Source organism: Clostridium sp. DSM 17811 (assembly GCF_018861905.1).
Classification (GTDB): Bacteria; Bacillota; Clostridia; order Clostridiales; family Clostridiaceae; genus Clostridium_AD; species Clostridium_AD frigoriphilum.
Genome location: NZ_JAHLDU010000008.1, coordinates 1 through 18,586, shown reverse-complemented (window position 1 = coordinate 18,586; position 18,586 = coordinate 1). Strand labels below are relative to the sequence as shown.

Sequence of the window (18,586 nt, the reverse complement as noted above, 5' to 3'; positions counted from 1 at the left end):
TTATATAATTATAACATAATGTTCGCAGTTATTCCTTAGTATTATATAACATTAATATTAAATTAACCTTAAATTTTGTTAATCTTAATATAAGCTATGATTTTTTTCATTCTATTTTACAATCAGATCGAGTTTGAAGATATTCCATAATTTTGTTTGGAGTTTCTATTTGTTTTCTTTCCATAAGCGCAGGATCAAGTTTAACATTAAAGTTATCTTCTATGGCTACAATAAGTTCAATTATCCCTAATGAATCCAATCTTCCCGTGTCAAATAAATTCACATCACTTTCTTCTCGTAAATCCTCACCAGTAATTTCTTCGAGTATACCATAAATTAATTCATTCATATAAATTCCTCCATTTAATTAAATTTTTATAACTTATCATATATAATTTAATAAAACCCTATGATAAATTACACTGTTCCTCAGAAATTTTTTTTATAATTTTATCCTTATTTAATATTCCTAGAATAACAAGCAATACCGATACCGCAACTAATGCAATGGAAAACACATAATTTCCATGATGAATATTTGAACCAATGTACACAACTGTTGCAGTACCAGGTAATCTACCTACTAGTAAAATCATAAAGAACTTCAATGATTTTATAGGTGTTAATGCTGCCATATATATCAAAATGTCTTTCGGCATTCCCGGAACTATAAACATAACAAACATAACAATAGGAAATTTATTACTACTTATTATTTTCGTCAACCATTGAGCACTTGTACGTTTCACTATTTTTTCTACAAAAGAAAATGCTATAAACCTAGTGAAATAGAAAATAATTATGCCACCAAGCATCATCCCACATGTTGAATAAAAGGTCCCTAATACACTACCATAAATATATCCACCTGCTGCCTGAATTACTTCACCTGGGATGGGCGCAACTACCGTTTGTAGTACTTGGAAAGATAAGTATGAAATTATTCCCCAATTACCCATTGAAACAATATATCGTCTAAATTTCTCAGGAGATACGGTTATTTCTATTATCCACGGTAGGTATCTAAATACAACTAGAATTGATATGATAGCTAATAGCAATACTACTAACTTCATATTCAACTTGTTTTTCAAATGCTTCATGTCATCCTCCCATTTTTAATATATTTGACAGCAGCATATTATCTTATAACATTATTAACCACTAAAATTCAGTTTACCTTATTAATTTGAATATTTACTCATGCCCATAAAGTTTAGCTAAAACTACCTTATAATCAATATACTAACATGATTCTATTATAAATTCTATATATCTACTTTTTATAAACTAATTATAAACAATGTATAAACTTTTTTAATCTCATTTCATAAAGTTTACAACTGTCAAAGAAAAAAGAGGTGCCTCTGAAATAATTTTTTAATCATTTCAGAGGCACCTCCCATTATTCTATTTTCTATTTTCTATTTTCTATTTTCTATTTTCTTTCAACAATAATTGCTGTTCCTTGACCGCCACCTATACATAATGTAGCAAGTCCTGTTTTAGAATCTCTTTTTATCATTTCATATATTAATGAAATAAGTATTCTTCCACCTGAAGCTCCTACTGGATGACCTAGTGCTAAAGCTCCACCATTAACATTTACTATTTCTGGATTTAAGCCTAAATCTTTAGCTACTGCTAATGATTGAGAAGCAAATGCTTCATTAGCCTCAACTAAATCTAAATCAGCTACAGTAAGTCCTGCTTTTTCTAATGCTTTTTTGCTTGCTGGAACTGGACCATAACCCATTATCTTTGGATCTACTCCTGCTGATGCATATGATTTTATTGTAACTAGAGGTTTAAGTCCTAATTGATCAGCTTTATCCTTTGACATCACTATAAACATAACTGCACCATCATTTATTCCTGATGCATTAGCTGCTGTTACAGTACCATCTTTCTTAAATGCTGGTTTTAATTTTCTTAATTTTTCTATAGTTGAACCAAATTTTGGAAATTCATCAGTATCAAATGTTATTGGGTCACCTTTTCTTTGAGGAATTACCACTGGAACGATCTCGTCTTTAAATTTGCCACCCTTTATAGCTGCTTCAGCTTTATGTTGACTTTTTAAAGCAAATTGATCTTGATCTTCTCTAGTGATGTTCCATTGTTCTGCAATATTTTCTGCTGTCATTCCCATATGATAATCATTAAATGCATCCCAAAGAGAATCTTTAATCATAGTATCAACTACTTTACCGTCTCCCATTCTTGCACCCCATCTATTGTTTGGAAGTGCATATGGAGCATTACTCATGCTTTCAGTTCCACCTGCTAAAACTACTTCTGCATCTCCACACATTATAATCTGTGCAGCCAAACTTACAGCTCTAAGTCCTGAACCACAAACTTTATTTATTGTAAGTGCTGAAGATGAAACATCTAATCCTGCTTTTATAGCTATCTGTCTAGCAACATTTTGTCCAAGTCCTGCTTGAATTACGTTACCTATTATAGCTTCTTCTATTAATTCTGATTTAACTCCTGATCTTTTTATAGCTTCCTTAGCTGCAACTGTTCCCATTTCTACAGCTGATACTTTTGATAATCCTCCACCAAAAGATCCTATTGCTGTTCTTGCTGCTCCTACAATTACTACTTCTTTCATATGTAACCCTCCATTAATTTATTTATTTAATTTATTATTAACATATAATAGGAATTATATAATTATTTCTTCCTATGCATATAATACTAGCAATTTTCATGCCAAGTTGTCAATCCCCCGTAAACCTCACTATAGCAACTTATTTTTTTATAACAAAATTAAATACAGCCCTTAGTGTAAACTTAGTTTACACTAATACTTATATTAATTTATCTTGTTTAAGCTTGTTAATATTATAACCTATTTGTTAAAAAAATCACTTAAAGTATTTTCAATGCATTGATATAACTATCTATTTAGTTTATCCAACAATTCTAGTTTACAATACATGTACTATTTTTCATAAAAAAATAGTACATGTAAACAAAGTTTGCATGTACACTATTGTGGATTAGTTGATTTTATTAAATTATATCGGTTTAATTTTTTATATAATCCTGCCCTACTAAGCCCCAATATTTTTGCTGCTTCTTTTTTATTTCCACTGGTATCTTTTAAACATTCCATGATAATGTCCTTTTCAATCCTTTCAACAACATCTTTCAAATAATTGTTTTCGAGCGAGTACTTCTTAATTTTACTCTTAATTATTTTTTCCGGCAAATGCTTTGGCATTATGCATATATCCTCATCAAGCAAATTAATAGCTCTTTCTATTACATTTTCAAGTTGCCTTATGTTCCCAGGCCAACTATAAGCTTTTAAAAAATCAATAGCTTCCCTAGATATACCTTCAGATTTGACATTATATTTTTTACATATTTTTATTAAAAGCTTATTTGCCAATTCCTCAATGTCTTCTCTTCTTTCCCTTAATGGCGGTAATCTTAAATGCATAACATCTAGCCTATAATACAAGTCCTCTCGAAACTTTCCATCATTAATTAACTGTTCTAAAGATTTATTGGTAGATGCTATAATTCTTACATCAACCTTAATAGCATCGTTCCCACCAACCTTCACGAGTTCCTTCTCTTGAATAACCCTTAAAAGTTTAACTTGCATATTCATAGGCATATCACCGATTTCATCTAGTAATATGGTACCACCATTTGCATATTCAAACTTGCCTTTCCTACCTGATTTTTTTGCACCGGTAAAAGCCCCTTCTTCATAACCAAACATTTCTGACTCAAAAAGTTCTGCCGGAATAGCTCCACAATTAATTTTTACAAAAGGCTTTAAGCATCTTTTACTATCATTATGGATAGAATGTGCAAAAAGTTCCTTACCAGTCCCACTCTCTCCAGTAATTAAAACGTTTGAATCTACCTTAGCAACTCTTTTGGCAAGGCCCATTACTTCTTGGCTTTTATCACTGCCTCCTATAATATTATTAAAAGTATATATTGCCTTTTGATCTGTACTTAATTCACTTTTACAGCCTTCAGCTTCCTTATCCAAAAGACATAATTTATTACTTAATATTTTAAAATTGCTCAAATCCTTAAACATTACTTTCCCAATTGCACCAACAACTTCACCATCTTTTATTATAGGTACTCTCATAGAAATCATCCTATGCCCATTTGCTTCTTGAATTTCACCAATTTTTTTTTCGCCAGTCCTTGCTACTATATGTAATTTTGTATTCTCAATAACCTCAGTTACATGTTTTCCCTCTGGATTTTCGCAATTAATAAATCTTTTATATTCATCGCTCATCATAGTTATTATTCCATTCTGGTCCACTACAACTATGCACTCATTTACAGTATTAAAAATTGTGTTTAACATCTTTTCATGTATTCTACCATCATCTTGGACGTTCATTGATAGATTATTTTGACTTTCTTCATGGAAAACTTCAAACGCACCTATAACCTCACCACTTTGAGTTATTAATTTGCGAGTTACAATAAATTTGCCCTCTTTTTTGTTTACCTCGGCCTCTTTGTTTTCAATTATACTTATTAGTTTGCTAGAGGAGAGTACATCTAAAATATATTCTCCTATGCTATTATCTGCATCAATTTCAAACATTCTTTCAGCAGCATTATTAATTATTTGAATAATGCCTCTTTTATCTATAACAACAATACCTTCATTAATGTTGCTCATAACTTCATTATAATAATCACTAATTATATCCATTTGTCACCTTCCTAAAACCTTATAACTTAATTATAAAGTTGATAGTTTTTTTTTTCAAGATATACTTAAAAATAGCGAGAATTTTTCTCGCTATTTTTAAGTATATCTTATTTTTTTATCAATTATCTACTAATTATTAATTTTTCTACTCTACTGTGATTGCATTAACTGGGCACTGTTCTTCTGCATCTTTAGCACTATTTACTAATTTTGCTGAGATTTCACCTTTAGATGCCTTTGCTTTTCCATCGTCGTCCATTGTAAAAATTTCTGGACATACTTCAGGACATAACCCACATCCTATACACGTATCCTTATCAACCATTGCTTCCATTAAAATCACTCCTTAAATCAAATTTTATTTAAATAACTACTATATATATATCTCCACAATGATATAGTAATATACTTATCTTTAAAAGTAAGTAACAATAGTTACCAAATAAAATCACTTTCTAGCTAACCTCATTCTGCAATCTTAACTTCTAATAACTTGTGTCGAATATTGTGATCCAGCTAAAAATATTGTTTCTTATTGATAATACGGTAATATGATTTAATATAAGTGTTTGAGACTGATATTGAAATTTCATGATATAATATTTAAAACACATTTATAGAATTTAGGTGTGAAACTATGATTCTAAAAAAGCAATACATATGGCTTTTTTAAACTTATATAGAAACCTTAAATGATACTTATCATTATCCTATATTTTTTGGAGGTATTACAATGAAAATAGCTGTAATAGACGCTCAAGGTGCAGGTCTTGGAAAAACAATTATAAAAAAAATCCATAAAGAAATCAATCTTAATATTTATATTATTGCACTTGGTACAAATGCATTTGCTACCTCTAATATGATGAAATCCGGTGCAAATTTGGGCATAAGTGGAGAGACAGAAATTTGCTCATTTTGCACTACAAATAAAGTTGATAGTATAATTGGGCCAATTGGCATGATTTGTAGTGGTGGAATAAAGGGAGAAATCACCCCTATGATTGCCTCATCAATATATAATATGGATTGTACTAAATATATAATTCCACTACAAAAACATGGTATTTACATACCAGGAACAAGAAATCTTCAAATAAAAGATATTATTGACGACATTATTATCGATATAAAAAATAAAATAAAACTATGATAGTAATATATAAGGATTGATTTAATTGTTAACATGATATAAACTATAATTAAATTTAATATTATAATTATGAGTAACTAAAGTATAGATTATTTTAGTTTAAAAGGGAAGACAGGTGTAAATCCTGCGCGGTCCCGCCGCTGTAAAAGAAGAGTCCTTATATAAAATGCCACTGGGAAACCGGGAAGGTACAATGGGGACAATGATGCTTAAGCCAGAATACCTTTCCATAATTACACACAATAGCTCTACGAGAGATGGAGAGGTGCTAGCAATATCTTTTTTTAGTTGCGATGATTTTAAGTCTCTTAACTCAATAGTTAAGGGACTTTTAACGTTTTAGGAAAGATTTATAGAAAATGAAATACACGGAGGTATTATATGCAAGTAATAAAAAGAGATTCGAGAAGAAAAGAATTTATACCTGAAAGAATATTAACAGCAGCTGGAAAAGCTTTTACAGAAGTATACGGGAAGGAAGATAAGAGTTTTAATAATCTTGTCTTAACCAGGGTACTTGAAACTCTTAAACAAAGAGGAGAGACTATAATTCCAATAGAAGAAATACAGGATATAATAGTTGATCAAATAAAATTATTAGATAATAAAGTAGCCCTAGCCTACATAAGTTACAGAGAAGAAAGAACTTTTGAAAGAGATAAAAAAGGAGAATTAGATAAAGAAATAGATAATATAATTAATGCAGTTTCAGAGCAGACTAATTCCAATGGAAATCTTGATGGAAGCAAAATTCAAACTATAAGAGCCTTAATTTCAAATGTTGTAGGAAGCAACTATAGTCAAAGACATAAAATACCTAAAAAATATTTGAAAAAACATAAAAAAAGTATATATATACATGATGAAACTTATTTTGGTTTACCACTTTTCAATTGTTGTCTCGTTGACTGGATTAGTATGTTCGAGAATGGATTTGACCTAGGTACAACACTTATAGGAACACCAAATTCAATTGAGACCGCAATAAATGTATTATCTCAAGTTGCGAGTCATATATCTAGTAATACATATGGGGGAACTACCTTCCCAACTTTAATAACCGGACTTACTCCTTATGCAGTTAAAAGTTTAAACAAACATAGGGTTGTTGGAAAAAAATGGATCGGCGATCCCCTTAAAATAGAAGAATATGCCTGGGATAGATTAGGCAAAGAAATAGAAGATAGCATGCAATCACTTGAATATGAAGTTCAAACATTAATGACAAGTCGTGCCGAGACTCCATTTTTAACACTTGGTATAAATAATGTAGATTTAAATGCTAGTGAAGAGGATCAAAAAATTCAAAAGATGATAACCGAGGCTATATTAAATCAAAGAATTAAAGGATTAACCGGTGGTGTAACTCCTGTATTTCCTAAGCTAGTGTATCAAAACACAAAAGGAAATAACCTTAATCCTTCCGATAAATACTACGACTTATTTAAATTAGCGGTTGTATGTAGTGCGCATAGACAATACCCTGATTATATTAATACTGATAAAGCAATTGAAGTTACTGGTGATTATAAGGAATGCATGGGGTGTAGATCTTTCCTCGGAAGTTATTTAGACGAGGCAGGTAATTATAAAACTGCTGGAAGATTTAACTTTGGAGTAATATCAATAAATCTTGTAAGACTTGCAATTGAGGCAGATAGAAATGAAGATTCATTTTTCAAATCTCTACATGAAGCTTTAAATGATTGCAAGGATTTATTAATGATAAGATATGATATACTAAAAAATGTTAAAGCAAAACAAGCACCTATACTATACATGAGTGGAGCAATTGCTAAATTAAATGCAGAAGATACAATAGAGCAATTACTTAATAATGGATATGCTTCAGCATCTATTGGGTATGTTGGATTACATAATTGTCTAACTGCACTTTACGGTAAGGGACTAGATGATAGGACTGAAGAAACCTCTAAAAGAGCAACTAAAATCATGAAATATCTCAGAGATTATTGTGATGAACAAAAGAATAAAACAAAAATAGGATTTAGTTTATATGGATCTCCTGCTGAGACTCTTGCGACAAAATTTTGCGTAGAAGATGTAAAAGATTTTGGAGTTATAGATGGCGTAAATGACAATGGATATTATGAAAATTCATTCCATTATCCGTCTAATGAATTAATATCACCCTTTGATAAATTAGATTTAGAATCAGAATCATCTTCTTTATCCTCAGGCGGCGCAATATCATTTGTAGAACTAGGAGATATGACTAAAAATTTAGTGGCACTCGAGGATATTATAAGATACTCATATGACAAGACACATTTCCTCGGAATATCCTCAATAAGTGATAAATGTTTAAAATGTGGATATACAGGAGAAATGTTTACAAAAGAGAATAGTGATACAGAATTTGAATGTCCTGTATGTAAAAATGACGATAAAATGTTATTAAGCATAATAAGAAAGCTTTGTGGATACCTTGGTAGCATCTTCGAAAGACCCGTAGTTAATGGAAAGATGAAGGAGATTAAGAACAGAAAGAATAATAAAGGATGTAATTAAATGAATTATGCTAGTATTTTCTTTGATGATACTGTAAATGGGATTGGATTTAGAACCTCATTATTCGTTAGCGGATGTGCTAAAACTCCTCCTTGCAAAGGATGCTGGAGCCCGGAGGCAAGACAATTTGATTATGGAGTGCCTTTTACCAAAGATGTTAAAGCTTCTATTTTAGAAAGCCTTAAACACCCATATGTAAAAGGATTATCAATACTCGGAGGAGAACCGATGGATAATCTTCGCGGTGGAGCTTTACTTGATTTAGTAAAAACAATAAAAACAAAGTTTCCTCACAAAACTATATTTTGTTGGAGTGGTTATACTTTTGAAGAACTTATTAAAAATCCTATAAGGTTAGAGTTTCTACAATATATAGATATGTTAAGAGATGGTGAATTCATAGAAGATCTTAAAGATATTACTCAATATTTAAGTGGTTCCAAAAATCAAAGAATGATAGCAGTTAGGGAAAGCCTAAATCAAGATAGAATTATAAAATACAGTGTTTTAGATAATTAAGATAATTTAAAAGATCCACAAGACGAAGTTTACATTCATCTTGTGGATCTTTTAAATTATTTTATATATTTAGCCACATTTTTAATGTGCTCCGCATACGTTATAGAAAATACATGTTCATCAGTTTTACTATTTAATACATAAAAAATATACTTTGTCTTCGCAGGATGCACTGCCGCATTTATCGACTTAATCCCGGGATTACATATCGGCGATGGAGGCAATCCTTTATTTAAGTAGGTATTATAAGGTGATTTTACTGCTAGGTCCTTATTATACAGCTTTTTTTTATCTCCAACTATATATATTATTGTCGCATCTATTTGAAGTGGCATCTTTATCTTTAACCTATTTTGAATAACACTTGCTATCTTTGTTCTATCTACATCTTTTCCTGCTTCTTTCTCAACTAAAGAAGCTTCTATTACAACATTTCTTATATTAAGTTTGTTTTTAATTATGTAGACTTTATTAGATTTCATATTAAACTCAAAAGTATCAAGCATTTTTTTTATAATTACTTTGCTCGTTGCATCCTTTTGAAAAGAATATGTAGCCGGAAATAAAAAACCATCTAACTTATGTTTATCATTTGGCACATCTTTTAAAAACCAATAATTATTATCTGACCAATTTTCAGCTTCCTTTATAAAATCCTTTTGTGAAACTAATCCAGACTTTTGAAGTGTCTTTCCTACTTCTTCATATGTATATCCTTCTGGCACCGTAACTTTTACAACATTAGTTTTTTTGTATAAAATATTGCCTACGTTCAATATTCCAAACGCTGCTATAACAAAAATGATAAGTACTAAAATTCTTATTCTAAATTTCATAATTTCAAGGTTCATACTCACCTTAACTAATTAAGTTGATAAAACCTAATTTCAACTCCTTTTCTCGTCAAATGTCTACTATAGTCTCTTATTTCTTCAGTTTACCCTCCATAATTTTTAGTTCTTAAAATATTATACCATTTTGACACAATATAAGTATTTAACTTATAAAATACTTTTATGTTATTTTTCCTACTATAAGTTTAAATTTTACAAATATGGTTGTAATGTAAATTCTTTTCTGAAGTTTTTATTATTATAGTTCTTCAGGAGATGATTTAATAACCCCCTCTTTATCCCACCTAAATCCAAACAAAATTAAGCCATTCTAAATTGACATTTAGAATGGCTTAATTTTACAAATAATTCTATTATATTTGTTTCCCTGTTAACTTTGCTGTTATCTTTCTATTCCTGAGGCTACTTCTTTATATATATCACTAAATGTTTTATTATCTTTTAAAGTCTGAAGATATTTCATAAATGGAATTTTTAGCTCATCCCTTTTTAAAGCGAATTCTACTGTTGCTTCAAGAAATCCTAATTTATCCCCTACATCGTATCTTCGTCCTTCAAATATATATGCATACATATCTTGCTGTGATATTAATGTTTTAAGGGCATCAGTTAATTGAATTTCTCCCCCTTTTCCAGGCAGCGTTTTATCTAATATATCAAATATTTCAGGAGTTATTATATATCTACCAAGTATAGCTAGATTTGATGGTGCTTTGTCTACTTTCGGTTTCTCAATAAGGTTATCTACTTTGTACACTTGATCACTAATTCGCGTCCCATCAACTATTCCATATTTATCTACATTTTTTCTTTCTACCTGCTGAACTCCAAGTATTGTTGTATTTCTCTCTTCAAAACAATCCATAAGTTGTTTTAGACATGGAGTCTTCGCGTCCACTATATCATCACCGAGCATTACCGCAAATGGTTCATTACCTACAAAAGCTCTCGCACAATTTATAGCATCCCCTAGACCCTTAGGTTCCTTTTGCCTTATAAAATATATATTTACCATATTTGATATATTTCGAACTTGTTTAAGAAGAATATCTTTATGCTTATTTTCAAGATCTAACTCTAGTTCTATTGATTTATCGAAATGATCTTCAATAGACTTTTTATTTCTACCTGTAATAACTAATATTTCTTCTATGCCTGATGCAACAGCCTCCTCTATAATATATTGCATTGTAGGCTTATCAACTATAGGTAACATTTCTTTAGGTAACGCCTTCGTCGCTGGTAAAAATCTTGTTCCAAGTCCTGCTGCTGGTATAATTGCCTTTTTAACTTTCATATAAAACATCTCCTTTTATATATTATTGCTTTATAAATTCAAATGAGGTTCAAGCTATTCCATTGGTTCCAGATGACGATTTGACAGTTGTACCAAAAACCCAAAATCTGTATCCTAAAAAATTAACAACCTGAGCTAAAACCATGGAAATAATTTTTGCAATTAAAGGATTCATGGAATCGTTGCTCAGTAATATACTCATACCTAATAAACTTACACCTAGGGAAGCTGAATTAACAACAGCAAACTGAACAATCTCTTTTGTCGTTTTTTTACTTGTTTTCGTATCATTAAAAGTCCAAAATTTATTTAAGAAGTAACTATTTAACGTACCGCCTGAATATGACACTATTTGACTTATAACATAGTTAACACCCAAAATACTATTAAGCACAGAGAATATTCCAAAGTCAATTACAGTATTTAACCCACCTACAAATCCAAACCTTAAAATATGTGTAAGTTTTTCATTGTTTTTTAAATTATTGTAAATATTTTTAAAAGTAATCATGTGCTTCACTCCTTCTTTAATCCTATATTTATATACTAACAAAGAAATGTATCAAAATTAGCAAATAATTATGTTAAAAATATGTTAGTTGTAACATAATTTCCTTAATTTTATTTTTTAAAAATTTTAATACCACTTATTAGTTTAAATTAAATAAATAACTATATACGAAAAAAAGTTACTATAAAAAACGAGGCCACTGAAATATATTGGTACATATAGGAAGGACACTTGAAAAAAAAGTGTTTGGATCATAGGTACTTTTTTTGTATAATTTATATATAGATAGGATGGTGGCAAATGAGTAAAATTTTATTTTCTTTTGTATATTCTAGATTTTTCTTTTCAGAATAAGCTGTATCTCCAATTACTTCATTAACATCTATACCAGCCTCACGGCTTTTTTCTATTAAGGCTATGAGCTCCTTTCCATCAATTTTTTCGCCAGTTGTAACTTTATTCGGCAAATCTTCTTTTATCTCAGGATGTACTCCGTACAATGTTTTTCTTAAATTTTTTGCACGTTTCAATAATTCTTCTCCTGCTGATTTTTGGTTATAACGTGACTTGGTATGCGTAGCATCAACTATTATTGCTTTACTTTTTAAAACTCCCTCTTTTATAGCAAGTTCTACAGTCTTGTTTATTAATAAATCCAATAAATTCATGTCTTTAAGGCGAAGCTTTCTAAATTTAGTTAATGTGCTTAAGTTTATTAAATTTGTTTCTTCTGGGCTAAATTCAGAAAATATTTAAAGGACATATCATAAAGGGTTCTTCCAACAACATCTTCATCAGACAATTCATAGATAACTTTTAAAAGCAAATATTTAAATAACATTATAGGATTAATATCTCCTCTACCCATTGATAAATTATAGTTAACAACTAATTCATCATAAACGAATGAAAAGTCAACAAGGTCATTAATTTGCTTTAAAATATTATCTTTTGGAATAATTAACGAATATAAGCTATGGTATGTATGTATTTATTTCTATTTCGAATTGTCCTTTTAGCATAATAGTTTAACTCCTTTTATTTTATTTTACTATACTAATTCGACATATCTTTTAGAATTCCTTTTTGTTTTTTAATCTTTTATATAAAAAAATCGCCATCATTAATTTGATGACGATTTTTCATATAGTTTTTCAGTGGCCTCTAAAAAAATAGTAACTTTTTTTCCTATATCATAATTTAAGGTTTAAAATAAAATATTACCTCATTATATACCCTTACTCCTATAGTTTATAAATTTTTTTTATCTTTTCTATTGAAGGTAAATCAACTACTGCGCCCATAAATTCAAGTTTAAAAGCACTAACTGCTGCTGCTAAATAAAGAGCTTGCTTAACTGTATGCCCCTTTATAATTGCTGCATAAAAACCCGACCAAAATGCATCTCCTGCACCTGTTGTATCAACTACCTTACTAGCTAATGTAGGTATTTTTATCTTTTCACTACCATTTGAAACAATGGCTCCATCTTTACCAATAGTCATTATTACAAGTTTTGCTCCTAACTTTAAAAACTTATCAATTTGATTATCAATTGTATCTTTACCAAACAATCTTTGTGCATCATCCTCAGATGGTTTTATTATATCTACATATTTAATAATTGATTTTACATATTCTATGCCATCATGACCTCTTTCCCATATCATTGGATGATAATTTGGGTCAAAAGAAATAATAATTTTATTCTTTTGGGCTATTTTAATAATTTTCTCTATGGTGTTTCTAAATGGTTGCATTGATAATGGCCAACAAGAGAAATGTACAATCTTGCTCTTTTTTATTTTTTCCTCTAGCTCTTCGTTGTACTTTACTTGAAAATCAGCATTTCTATAAAATATAGGGACCGGAGTTCCTATGCTTTTTGTTATCAAAACAATGCTAGTTGGATAATCAACTTGCTTTACCATCCCGGTATTAATATTATTATTCTTTAAGTGCTGTATTAAAAACTCTCCCAAGCCATCATTACCTACAGCACTTACAATTTGAGATTTTATTCCCAGTTTCATTGTATTCATTGCGATGTTTGCTGGAGATCCCCCAAAATACCTTTGGTAATCATTACTTTCGAAGTTGTTACTGTATTCTTTTGATATCATATCTATAAGTAGCTCACCTATTGCTAATATATCGATTTCCTTATCATAAAATTCTATTTTCTTATTAAAACTTATCATATTAATCCCCCTAAATACCCGATATCAATAGTATAGTTACAATAATTTTTATTGTTTCATCACGGTCAATTAATGTAACCCATTTCTCATAATTCCATTATACAATATTTCCATTTAACATGTCAACCGTATGACATAATTATTTTACAATATTTATTACAATGAATCTAATCGTAATTTTTTATCTAGTTAAATTCATTTAGAGAACTTTGTCTAAATTTTAAAATAGTATGTTTTTCTCCATTAACATAGCAGTCACACATTTTAGGGAAGATGCATTATTCTTTTTTAAAACGTCTTTTTAACTCAAGTATATCTTTTCTTCTCATGTATAAACTCCTCAATTTATAGACAAACCTTACGTAAATTTATAGTTGAAGTTGTTTATCTTTAGTATTTTTAAGCAAATTCGTTTCTCTCATAAAAAACCCCAGGGGACGTGAACCAATTGTAGCCACAATTTGTTTTGCTAAAGCTTTCAGCTAATGATGTAACTTTAACTAATGATGAGGATGGAGTAGTTACTTCAATAAAAAAAATATTTTGGTTGGTAAAATAATCTCATTATATTAAATTATATGAACCAACTTTCTGGTTTATTTTGAGTGAAAAAAGTGGCTGTCTCAAAATAAAATTAATTTTTATTTTGAGACAGCCACTTTTACAATGAAGAATTATTTGCTTTTTAAAATCCATATAATGCTTTGATAATCACCCTCTAAATCTGTTATGGTAAGCCCTACATACATAAGCTCATCTCCACCATAGATGTTATCTTTGCCAAGAGTTGATACGATTAGATAAATTATCTAATTCCTTAAATAATTTTTTAGTATTAACTACCCAGTCACCTAATGAACAATCATCATTATCCCTCTTTCCAAACCAGCCATCATCTAATACAAAAAGTTCAATACCAAGTTCTTTTCCAACCTTAGCAATGCTTTCTATTTTTTCAGCGTTAAAATCAAAATATGTAGCTTCCTAGTTGTTTACAAGGACAGGTCTTGTTTTATCTCTAAATTCACCTCTACATAATCTTGTGCAATAAAGTTTATGGTAGGTTCTAGACATGTCACCTAAACCATTTGAGGAATAAACCATTACAGCTTCAGGAGTTTGGTATGATTCCCATTGCTTTAAAATCCAAGAAAAATCAAAAGTATTTATTCCACTGGATACCCTGGTAGTTTCATCTTGGTCAACTTCAGCCTGAGCTAGGAAATTACCGCTGTAAACTAAAACCATATATTTCAAGAGTTTCGGCTTCAGCGTCACTTTCAACATAAGTAGCTGGTGATGTTTTTAGTGCAGGTTTTCCTTTTATAATTCTATGTGATTTATATCTAAGATCAGTTATAGTTGTGCCGTTCTCGAGTTGTACTGAATATGCTGGAGTACGAAAATCTGTATTTCCATATGCAGGATATTCCTGTGGTAAAGTATCAAGTGTAAGTAATATATCATTAGAATCTGAATTTGTTGAAAAAGCTCCTCTAGCTATACCTGATAATAGCTCCTGAACATTAACTTTTTTTATCTTTTTTCTCCAGTAAAGGTGTGAAAGATACCCATCCATATATACTTGCATAACGTAGCTTGTATTTCCTGCTTGTAAATGAAAAACTCTTGTTACTTCATTCTAAGATATACCCATGTTGTAAACCATCCTTCATAAAATAATGTATTATTTGAACATACTTCTTCTAATTTCTTGCACATACTATACGGTTGATATATATATTAGAATACTTTAACTTTGCTCTACATAATTAAATCATACTATCAGATCTTTTTAAATTTCCAGATATAGCTTTGGAAATCGCCTTGTAAACTAGGTATATTTAATCCTATAAACATTAACTCATCACCACCGAATGCTCTGTCTTTATTAGTCACTTTGTATTCAGAGTTTTTATCTAGCCCTTTTAGCCTTAAGGGCTTATAATCTACATTTGCCTCTGCTAACACTCTAAAATAATACACTATTACTTCCCCTCCATCCTCTGAAATAAACATCCAAGCTGTTTCATTACTTTCAAAAGGACTTTTTAATCTGTAGAAATCTCCAAATTGAATAGTATTTCTTATCTCCTTATAGAAATCTACTTGCTTTTTAACAGCCACTTTTTCTTTTTCACTCATCTTAGTTACATCAAGCTCATATCCAAGATTGCCTGACATAGCTACGTGTCCTCTAGTTTCTAAGCTTGTATTTCTGTAAACTTGATGATTAGGAACAGCTGACACATGGCTTCCCATTGATATTATTGGATATACTAAGCTTGTTCCGTACTGTATTTTTAAACGCTCAACAGCATCAGTATTATCACTAGTCCATGTTTGTGGCATATAGTAAAGAAATCCTGGATCAAATCTTCCACCACCACCGGAGCAGCTTTCAAATAAAATATCAGGAAAACTGCTTGTTATTTGTTCCATAATTTTATACAGTCCTAGAATATATCTGTGTGCAGTCTCTCTTTGATTTTCTGATGGCAACACAGCTGAACCTATTTCTGACATATTACGGTTCATATCCCACTTAACATAAGAAATAGCCGCTGATGAAAGAATATCTGAAACCATTTTAATTACTTCATCACAAACTTCATTTCTAGATAAGTCTAAAATTAATTGATACCTGCTTTCTGACCTATTTCTATTTGGAACATGCATGCACCAATCAGGGTGTTTTCTGTAAAGATCACTATCTGGTGATATCATTTCTGGTTCAAACCAAAGACCAAACCCCATACCTTGAGAATTTAAATTTTCAGCAATACTATTTATTCCTCCAGGTAGTTTTTCTCTATTTACTACCCAATCACCTAATGAATTTTTATCAGTATCTCTTTTCCCAAACCACCCGTCATCTAACACTAATAGCTCTATACCAAGTTCTTTTGCAGTACTAGCTATCTCTTTAATTTTATTTTCATTAAAATTAAAATAAGTGGCTTCCCAATTATTTATTAAAACAGGTCTCTCCTTATCTCTATATTTACCTCTTGCAAGCCTAGTTCTATATAATTTATGATAAGTTCTTGAAAGCTTCCCGAGTCCGCTATCTGAATAAACCATTACAACTTCAGGAGTCTGAAAACTTTCTAATGGTCTTAATATGTAACTAAAATCAAAAGGATTTATTCCTATATGCACTCTTGTTGTTTTATATTGATCCACCTCTACATTGGCTAGAAAATTACCGCTATAAACTAAACTAAAGCCAAACACTTCTCCATTATCTTCATCAGCATTTTTTCTTAGTAATGCTATAAAAGGATTTGCTTGATGACTACTAGCCCCTCTTTTGCTTTCAATAGATTGACTTCCTACCGTTATTGGTTTTCTAATAATATTTCTTTCTCTTACATGTGCCCCACACAGTTGAATCATATCAAATTCATCATCTCTAAAATCCACATTTGCACTTAGTGCTCTTAAAATCTTTAATTTTTCACTACCTTCATTAATTAATTTAACTGATCTTGTAATTGCATCATAATTTTCAAATACTGTATAACTTAATAAAACTTTTAATCCTATTATATTATCTTTAAGTATAATTTCTAAGGTCTCTGCCTCATTTTCAGATTCCACATACGTAGCCGGTAAACCTTCTAGTTTCTTCTTACCCTTATAAATATTATAACTTTCATATTTTAAATTTGTAATTGTCGATCCATTTTCAAGCTGAATTTGATAGGCTGGTGATCGTAAATCCGTGTTACCGTAACTTGGATATTCTTGTGGAATTGCATCTAGAGAAAAGTTTTCTATATTGTCAGTCCATGTAGAAAAAGCTCTATTAACAAAAGGAATCGTATAATCTAAGTTTGAACTCCTAACCTTTCTACCCCAGTAAACATGTGCTAAATATCCAGGCTCTAAAATTCTTAGAACATAACTTGTATCCTTAGCTCGTAAATGAAAAAGATTGTTGTCTTTATCAAAAAAGATTGCCATCTATTTTATCCCCCTTACTTTTTAATGTTCAAATTATTTAACACTAATATATAAATTCAAAATTAACTTTTAGAACCCGTACTTGCAACGCCTTCAATAAATTGTTTCTGAAATATAATAAATATTATTAGCATTGGCCATATAGCTATCATTGAGCCTGCCATAAGTTGAGGAAAATTTGTTGAATATTGACCTTGTAATGATGCCATTCCAGCCGCGAGTGGCATCTTATCTAATGACATGTTTACTATTAAAGGCCACATCAAATCCTTGTAAGCAAATACTGAAGTGAATATTCCAAGTGCTACTAGACCTGATCTAGTTAAAGGTAACATAACTTTCCAAAATACTTGCCATCTGTTACATCCATCTAATATTGCTGCTTCTTCTAGTTCCTTAGGTATTCCAATAAAAAATTGTCTAAGGAGAAATGTACCAAAAGCACTTATAATCCCGGGTATTATTAGAGCTGTAACAGTATTCAATAATCCAAGTTTTGAAATTATAGCATACTGCGGGATAATAAATATTTGTCCTGGTATCATCATTTGAATAAGTATTAACATAAAGAAAAAATTTTTCCCTGGAAATTCAATTCTAGCTAAAGCATACGCTGCCATGGCACTAAAGAAAACTGAACCTATAACTCTAAAAAATATCATTAGCATTGTATTTATATAGAATTTTGCAAATGGTAGTTGATTCCATACATCTATGTAATTACTCCATTTAAAACTTTTAGGCATAATAGTAACTGGTAATGACGTTGACTCTGTAAGTGTTTTTAAAGAAGTTAGTATCATCCATATAAATGGAATTAGCATTGCAATCGCACC

At 30.3% G+C, this 18,586-nt stretch carries 15 protein-coding genes, 3 pseudogenes and 1 riboswitch; of the genes and pseudogenes, 3 read left to right on the top strand and 15 right to left on the bottom strand.

Features of this window, described 5'->3' with window-relative positions:
* Positions 1-106: 106 nt before the first annotated feature.
* From KPL44_RS11585 to KPL44_RS11565, 5 genes are all read right to left on the bottom strand, one after another.
* The gene (locus KPL44_RS11585; protein WP_216250211.1) at positions 107-349 is read right to left on the bottom strand and encodes a phosphopantetheine-binding protein; all 243 of its coding nucleotides are present in this window, start codon (positions 347-349) and stop codon (positions 107-109) included.
* A 58-nt stretch (positions 350-407) separates the two neighbouring features.
* Complete coding sequence (locus KPL44_RS11580; RefSeq protein WP_216250209.1) at positions 408-1,103, bottom strand: TVP38/TMEM64 family protein; 696 nt, start codon at positions 1,101-1,103, stop codon at positions 408-410.
* Positions 1,104-1,438: 335 nt separating this feature from the next.
* Complete coding sequence (locus KPL44_RS11575; protein WP_216250207.1) at positions 1,439-2,620, bottom strand: acetyl-CoA C-acetyltransferase; 1,182 nt, start codon at positions 2,618-2,620, stop codon at positions 1,439-1,441.
* 381 nt (positions 2,621-3,001) lie between these two features.
* A complete protein-coding gene (locus tag KPL44_RS11570; protein ID WP_216250198.1) occupies positions 3,002-4,714 on the bottom strand; it encodes a sigma 54-interacting transcriptional regulator in 1,713 nt (570 codons plus the stop codon).
* 145 nt (positions 4,715-4,859) lie between these two features.
* Positions 4,860-5,048: a ferredoxin gene (locus tag KPL44_RS11565; RefSeq protein WP_216250193.1), complete on the bottom strand. Its 189-nt coding sequence runs from the start codon at positions 5,046-5,048 to the stop codon at positions 4,860-4,862.
* Positions 5,049-5,447: 399 nt separating this feature from the next.
* Here KPL44_RS11565 and KPL44_RS11560 point away from each other — a divergent pair, with 399 nt between their 5' ends.
* The 3 genes from KPL44_RS11560 to nrdG all read left to right on the top strand — a co-directional run bounded on the left by KPL44_RS11560 (position 5,448) and on the right by nrdG (position 8,918).
* The gene (locus KPL44_RS11560) at positions 5,448-5,867 is read left to right on the top strand and encodes a DUF3842 family protein (protein ID WP_216250190.1); all 420 of its coding nucleotides are present in this window, start codon (positions 5,448-5,450) and stop codon (positions 5,865-5,867) included.
* A gap of 54 nt (positions 5,868-5,921) precedes the next feature.
* A riboswitch (cobalamin riboswitch) is annotated at positions 5,922-6,112 on the top strand.
* Positions 6,113-6,248: 136 nt separating this feature from the next.
* Complete coding sequence (nrdD, locus tag KPL44_RS11555; protein ID WP_216250187.1) at positions 6,249-8,399, top strand: anaerobic ribonucleoside-triphosphate reductase; 2,151 nt, start codon at positions 6,249-6,251, stop codon at positions 8,397-8,399.
* On the top strand, positions 8,400-8,918 hold the full coding sequence (gene nrdG, locus KPL44_RS11550) for an anaerobic ribonucleoside-triphosphate reductase activating protein (RefSeq protein ID WP_216250184.1): 519 nt from the start codon (positions 8,400-8,402) through the stop codon (positions 8,916-8,918).
* Positions 8,919-8,974: 56 nt separating this feature from the next.
* On the opposite strand, the gene mltG is transcribed toward nrdG, so the two are convergent.
* From mltG to KPL44_RS11500, 10 genes and pseudogenes are all read right to left on the bottom strand, one after another.
* The gene (mltG, locus tag KPL44_RS11545; RefSeq protein WP_216250180.1) at positions 8,975-9,769 is read right to left on the bottom strand and encodes an endolytic transglycosylase MltG; all 795 of its coding nucleotides are present in this window, start codon (positions 9,767-9,769) and stop codon (positions 8,975-8,977) included.
* A gap of 385 nt (positions 9,770-10,154) precedes the next feature.
* Positions 10,155-11,069, bottom strand: coding sequence for a UTP--glucose-1-phosphate uridylyltransferase GalU (gene galU / locus KPL44_RS11540; RefSeq protein WP_216250177.1), 915 nt, complete (start codon positions 11,067-11,069; stop codon positions 10,155-10,157).
* 49 nt (positions 11,070-11,118) lie between these two features.
* The gene (locus KPL44_RS11535) at positions 11,119-11,580 is read right to left on the bottom strand and encodes a GtrA family protein (protein ID WP_216250174.1); all 462 of its coding nucleotides are present in this window, start codon (positions 11,578-11,580) and stop codon (positions 11,119-11,121) included.
* A 332-nt stretch (positions 11,581-11,912) separates the two neighbouring features.
* Positions 11,913-12,571 (bottom strand): annotated as a pseudogene (locus tag KPL44_RS25340) (transposase); the annotation flags it as partial.
* 253 nt (positions 12,572-12,824) lie between these two features.
* Positions 12,825-13,781 (bottom strand): carbohydrate kinase family protein, encoded by a 957-nt coding sequence (locus KPL44_RS11520; protein WP_216250165.1) that lies wholly within the window; start codon positions 13,779-13,781, stop codon positions 12,825-12,827.
* 197 nt (positions 13,782-13,978) lie between these two features.
* Positions 13,979-14,110: pseudogene (locus KPL44_RS25335) on the bottom strand (DUF4317 family protein); the annotation flags it as partial.
* A gap of 345 nt (positions 14,111-14,455) precedes the next feature.
* Positions 14,456-14,551: a GH36 C-terminal domain-containing protein gene (locus KPL44_RS26070; protein WP_367302945.1), complete on the bottom strand. Its 96-nt coding sequence runs from the start codon at positions 14,549-14,551 to the stop codon at positions 14,456-14,458.
* A gap of 13 nt (positions 14,552-14,564) precedes the next feature.
* Positions 14,565-15,423, bottom strand: a pseudogene (locus tag KPL44_RS11510) (alpha-galactosidase); the annotation flags it as partial.
* 143 nt (positions 15,424-15,566) lie between these two features.
* Positions 15,567-17,750: an alpha-galactosidase gene (locus KPL44_RS11505; RefSeq protein WP_216250161.1), complete on the bottom strand. Its 2,184-nt coding sequence runs from the start codon at positions 17,748-17,750 to the stop codon at positions 15,567-15,569.
* A 62-nt stretch (positions 17,751-17,812) separates the two neighbouring features.
* A partial coding sequence (locus tag KPL44_RS11500) for a carbohydrate ABC transporter permease (protein ID WP_216250158.1) occupies positions 17,813-18,586 on the bottom strand: 774 nt, incomplete at its 5' end.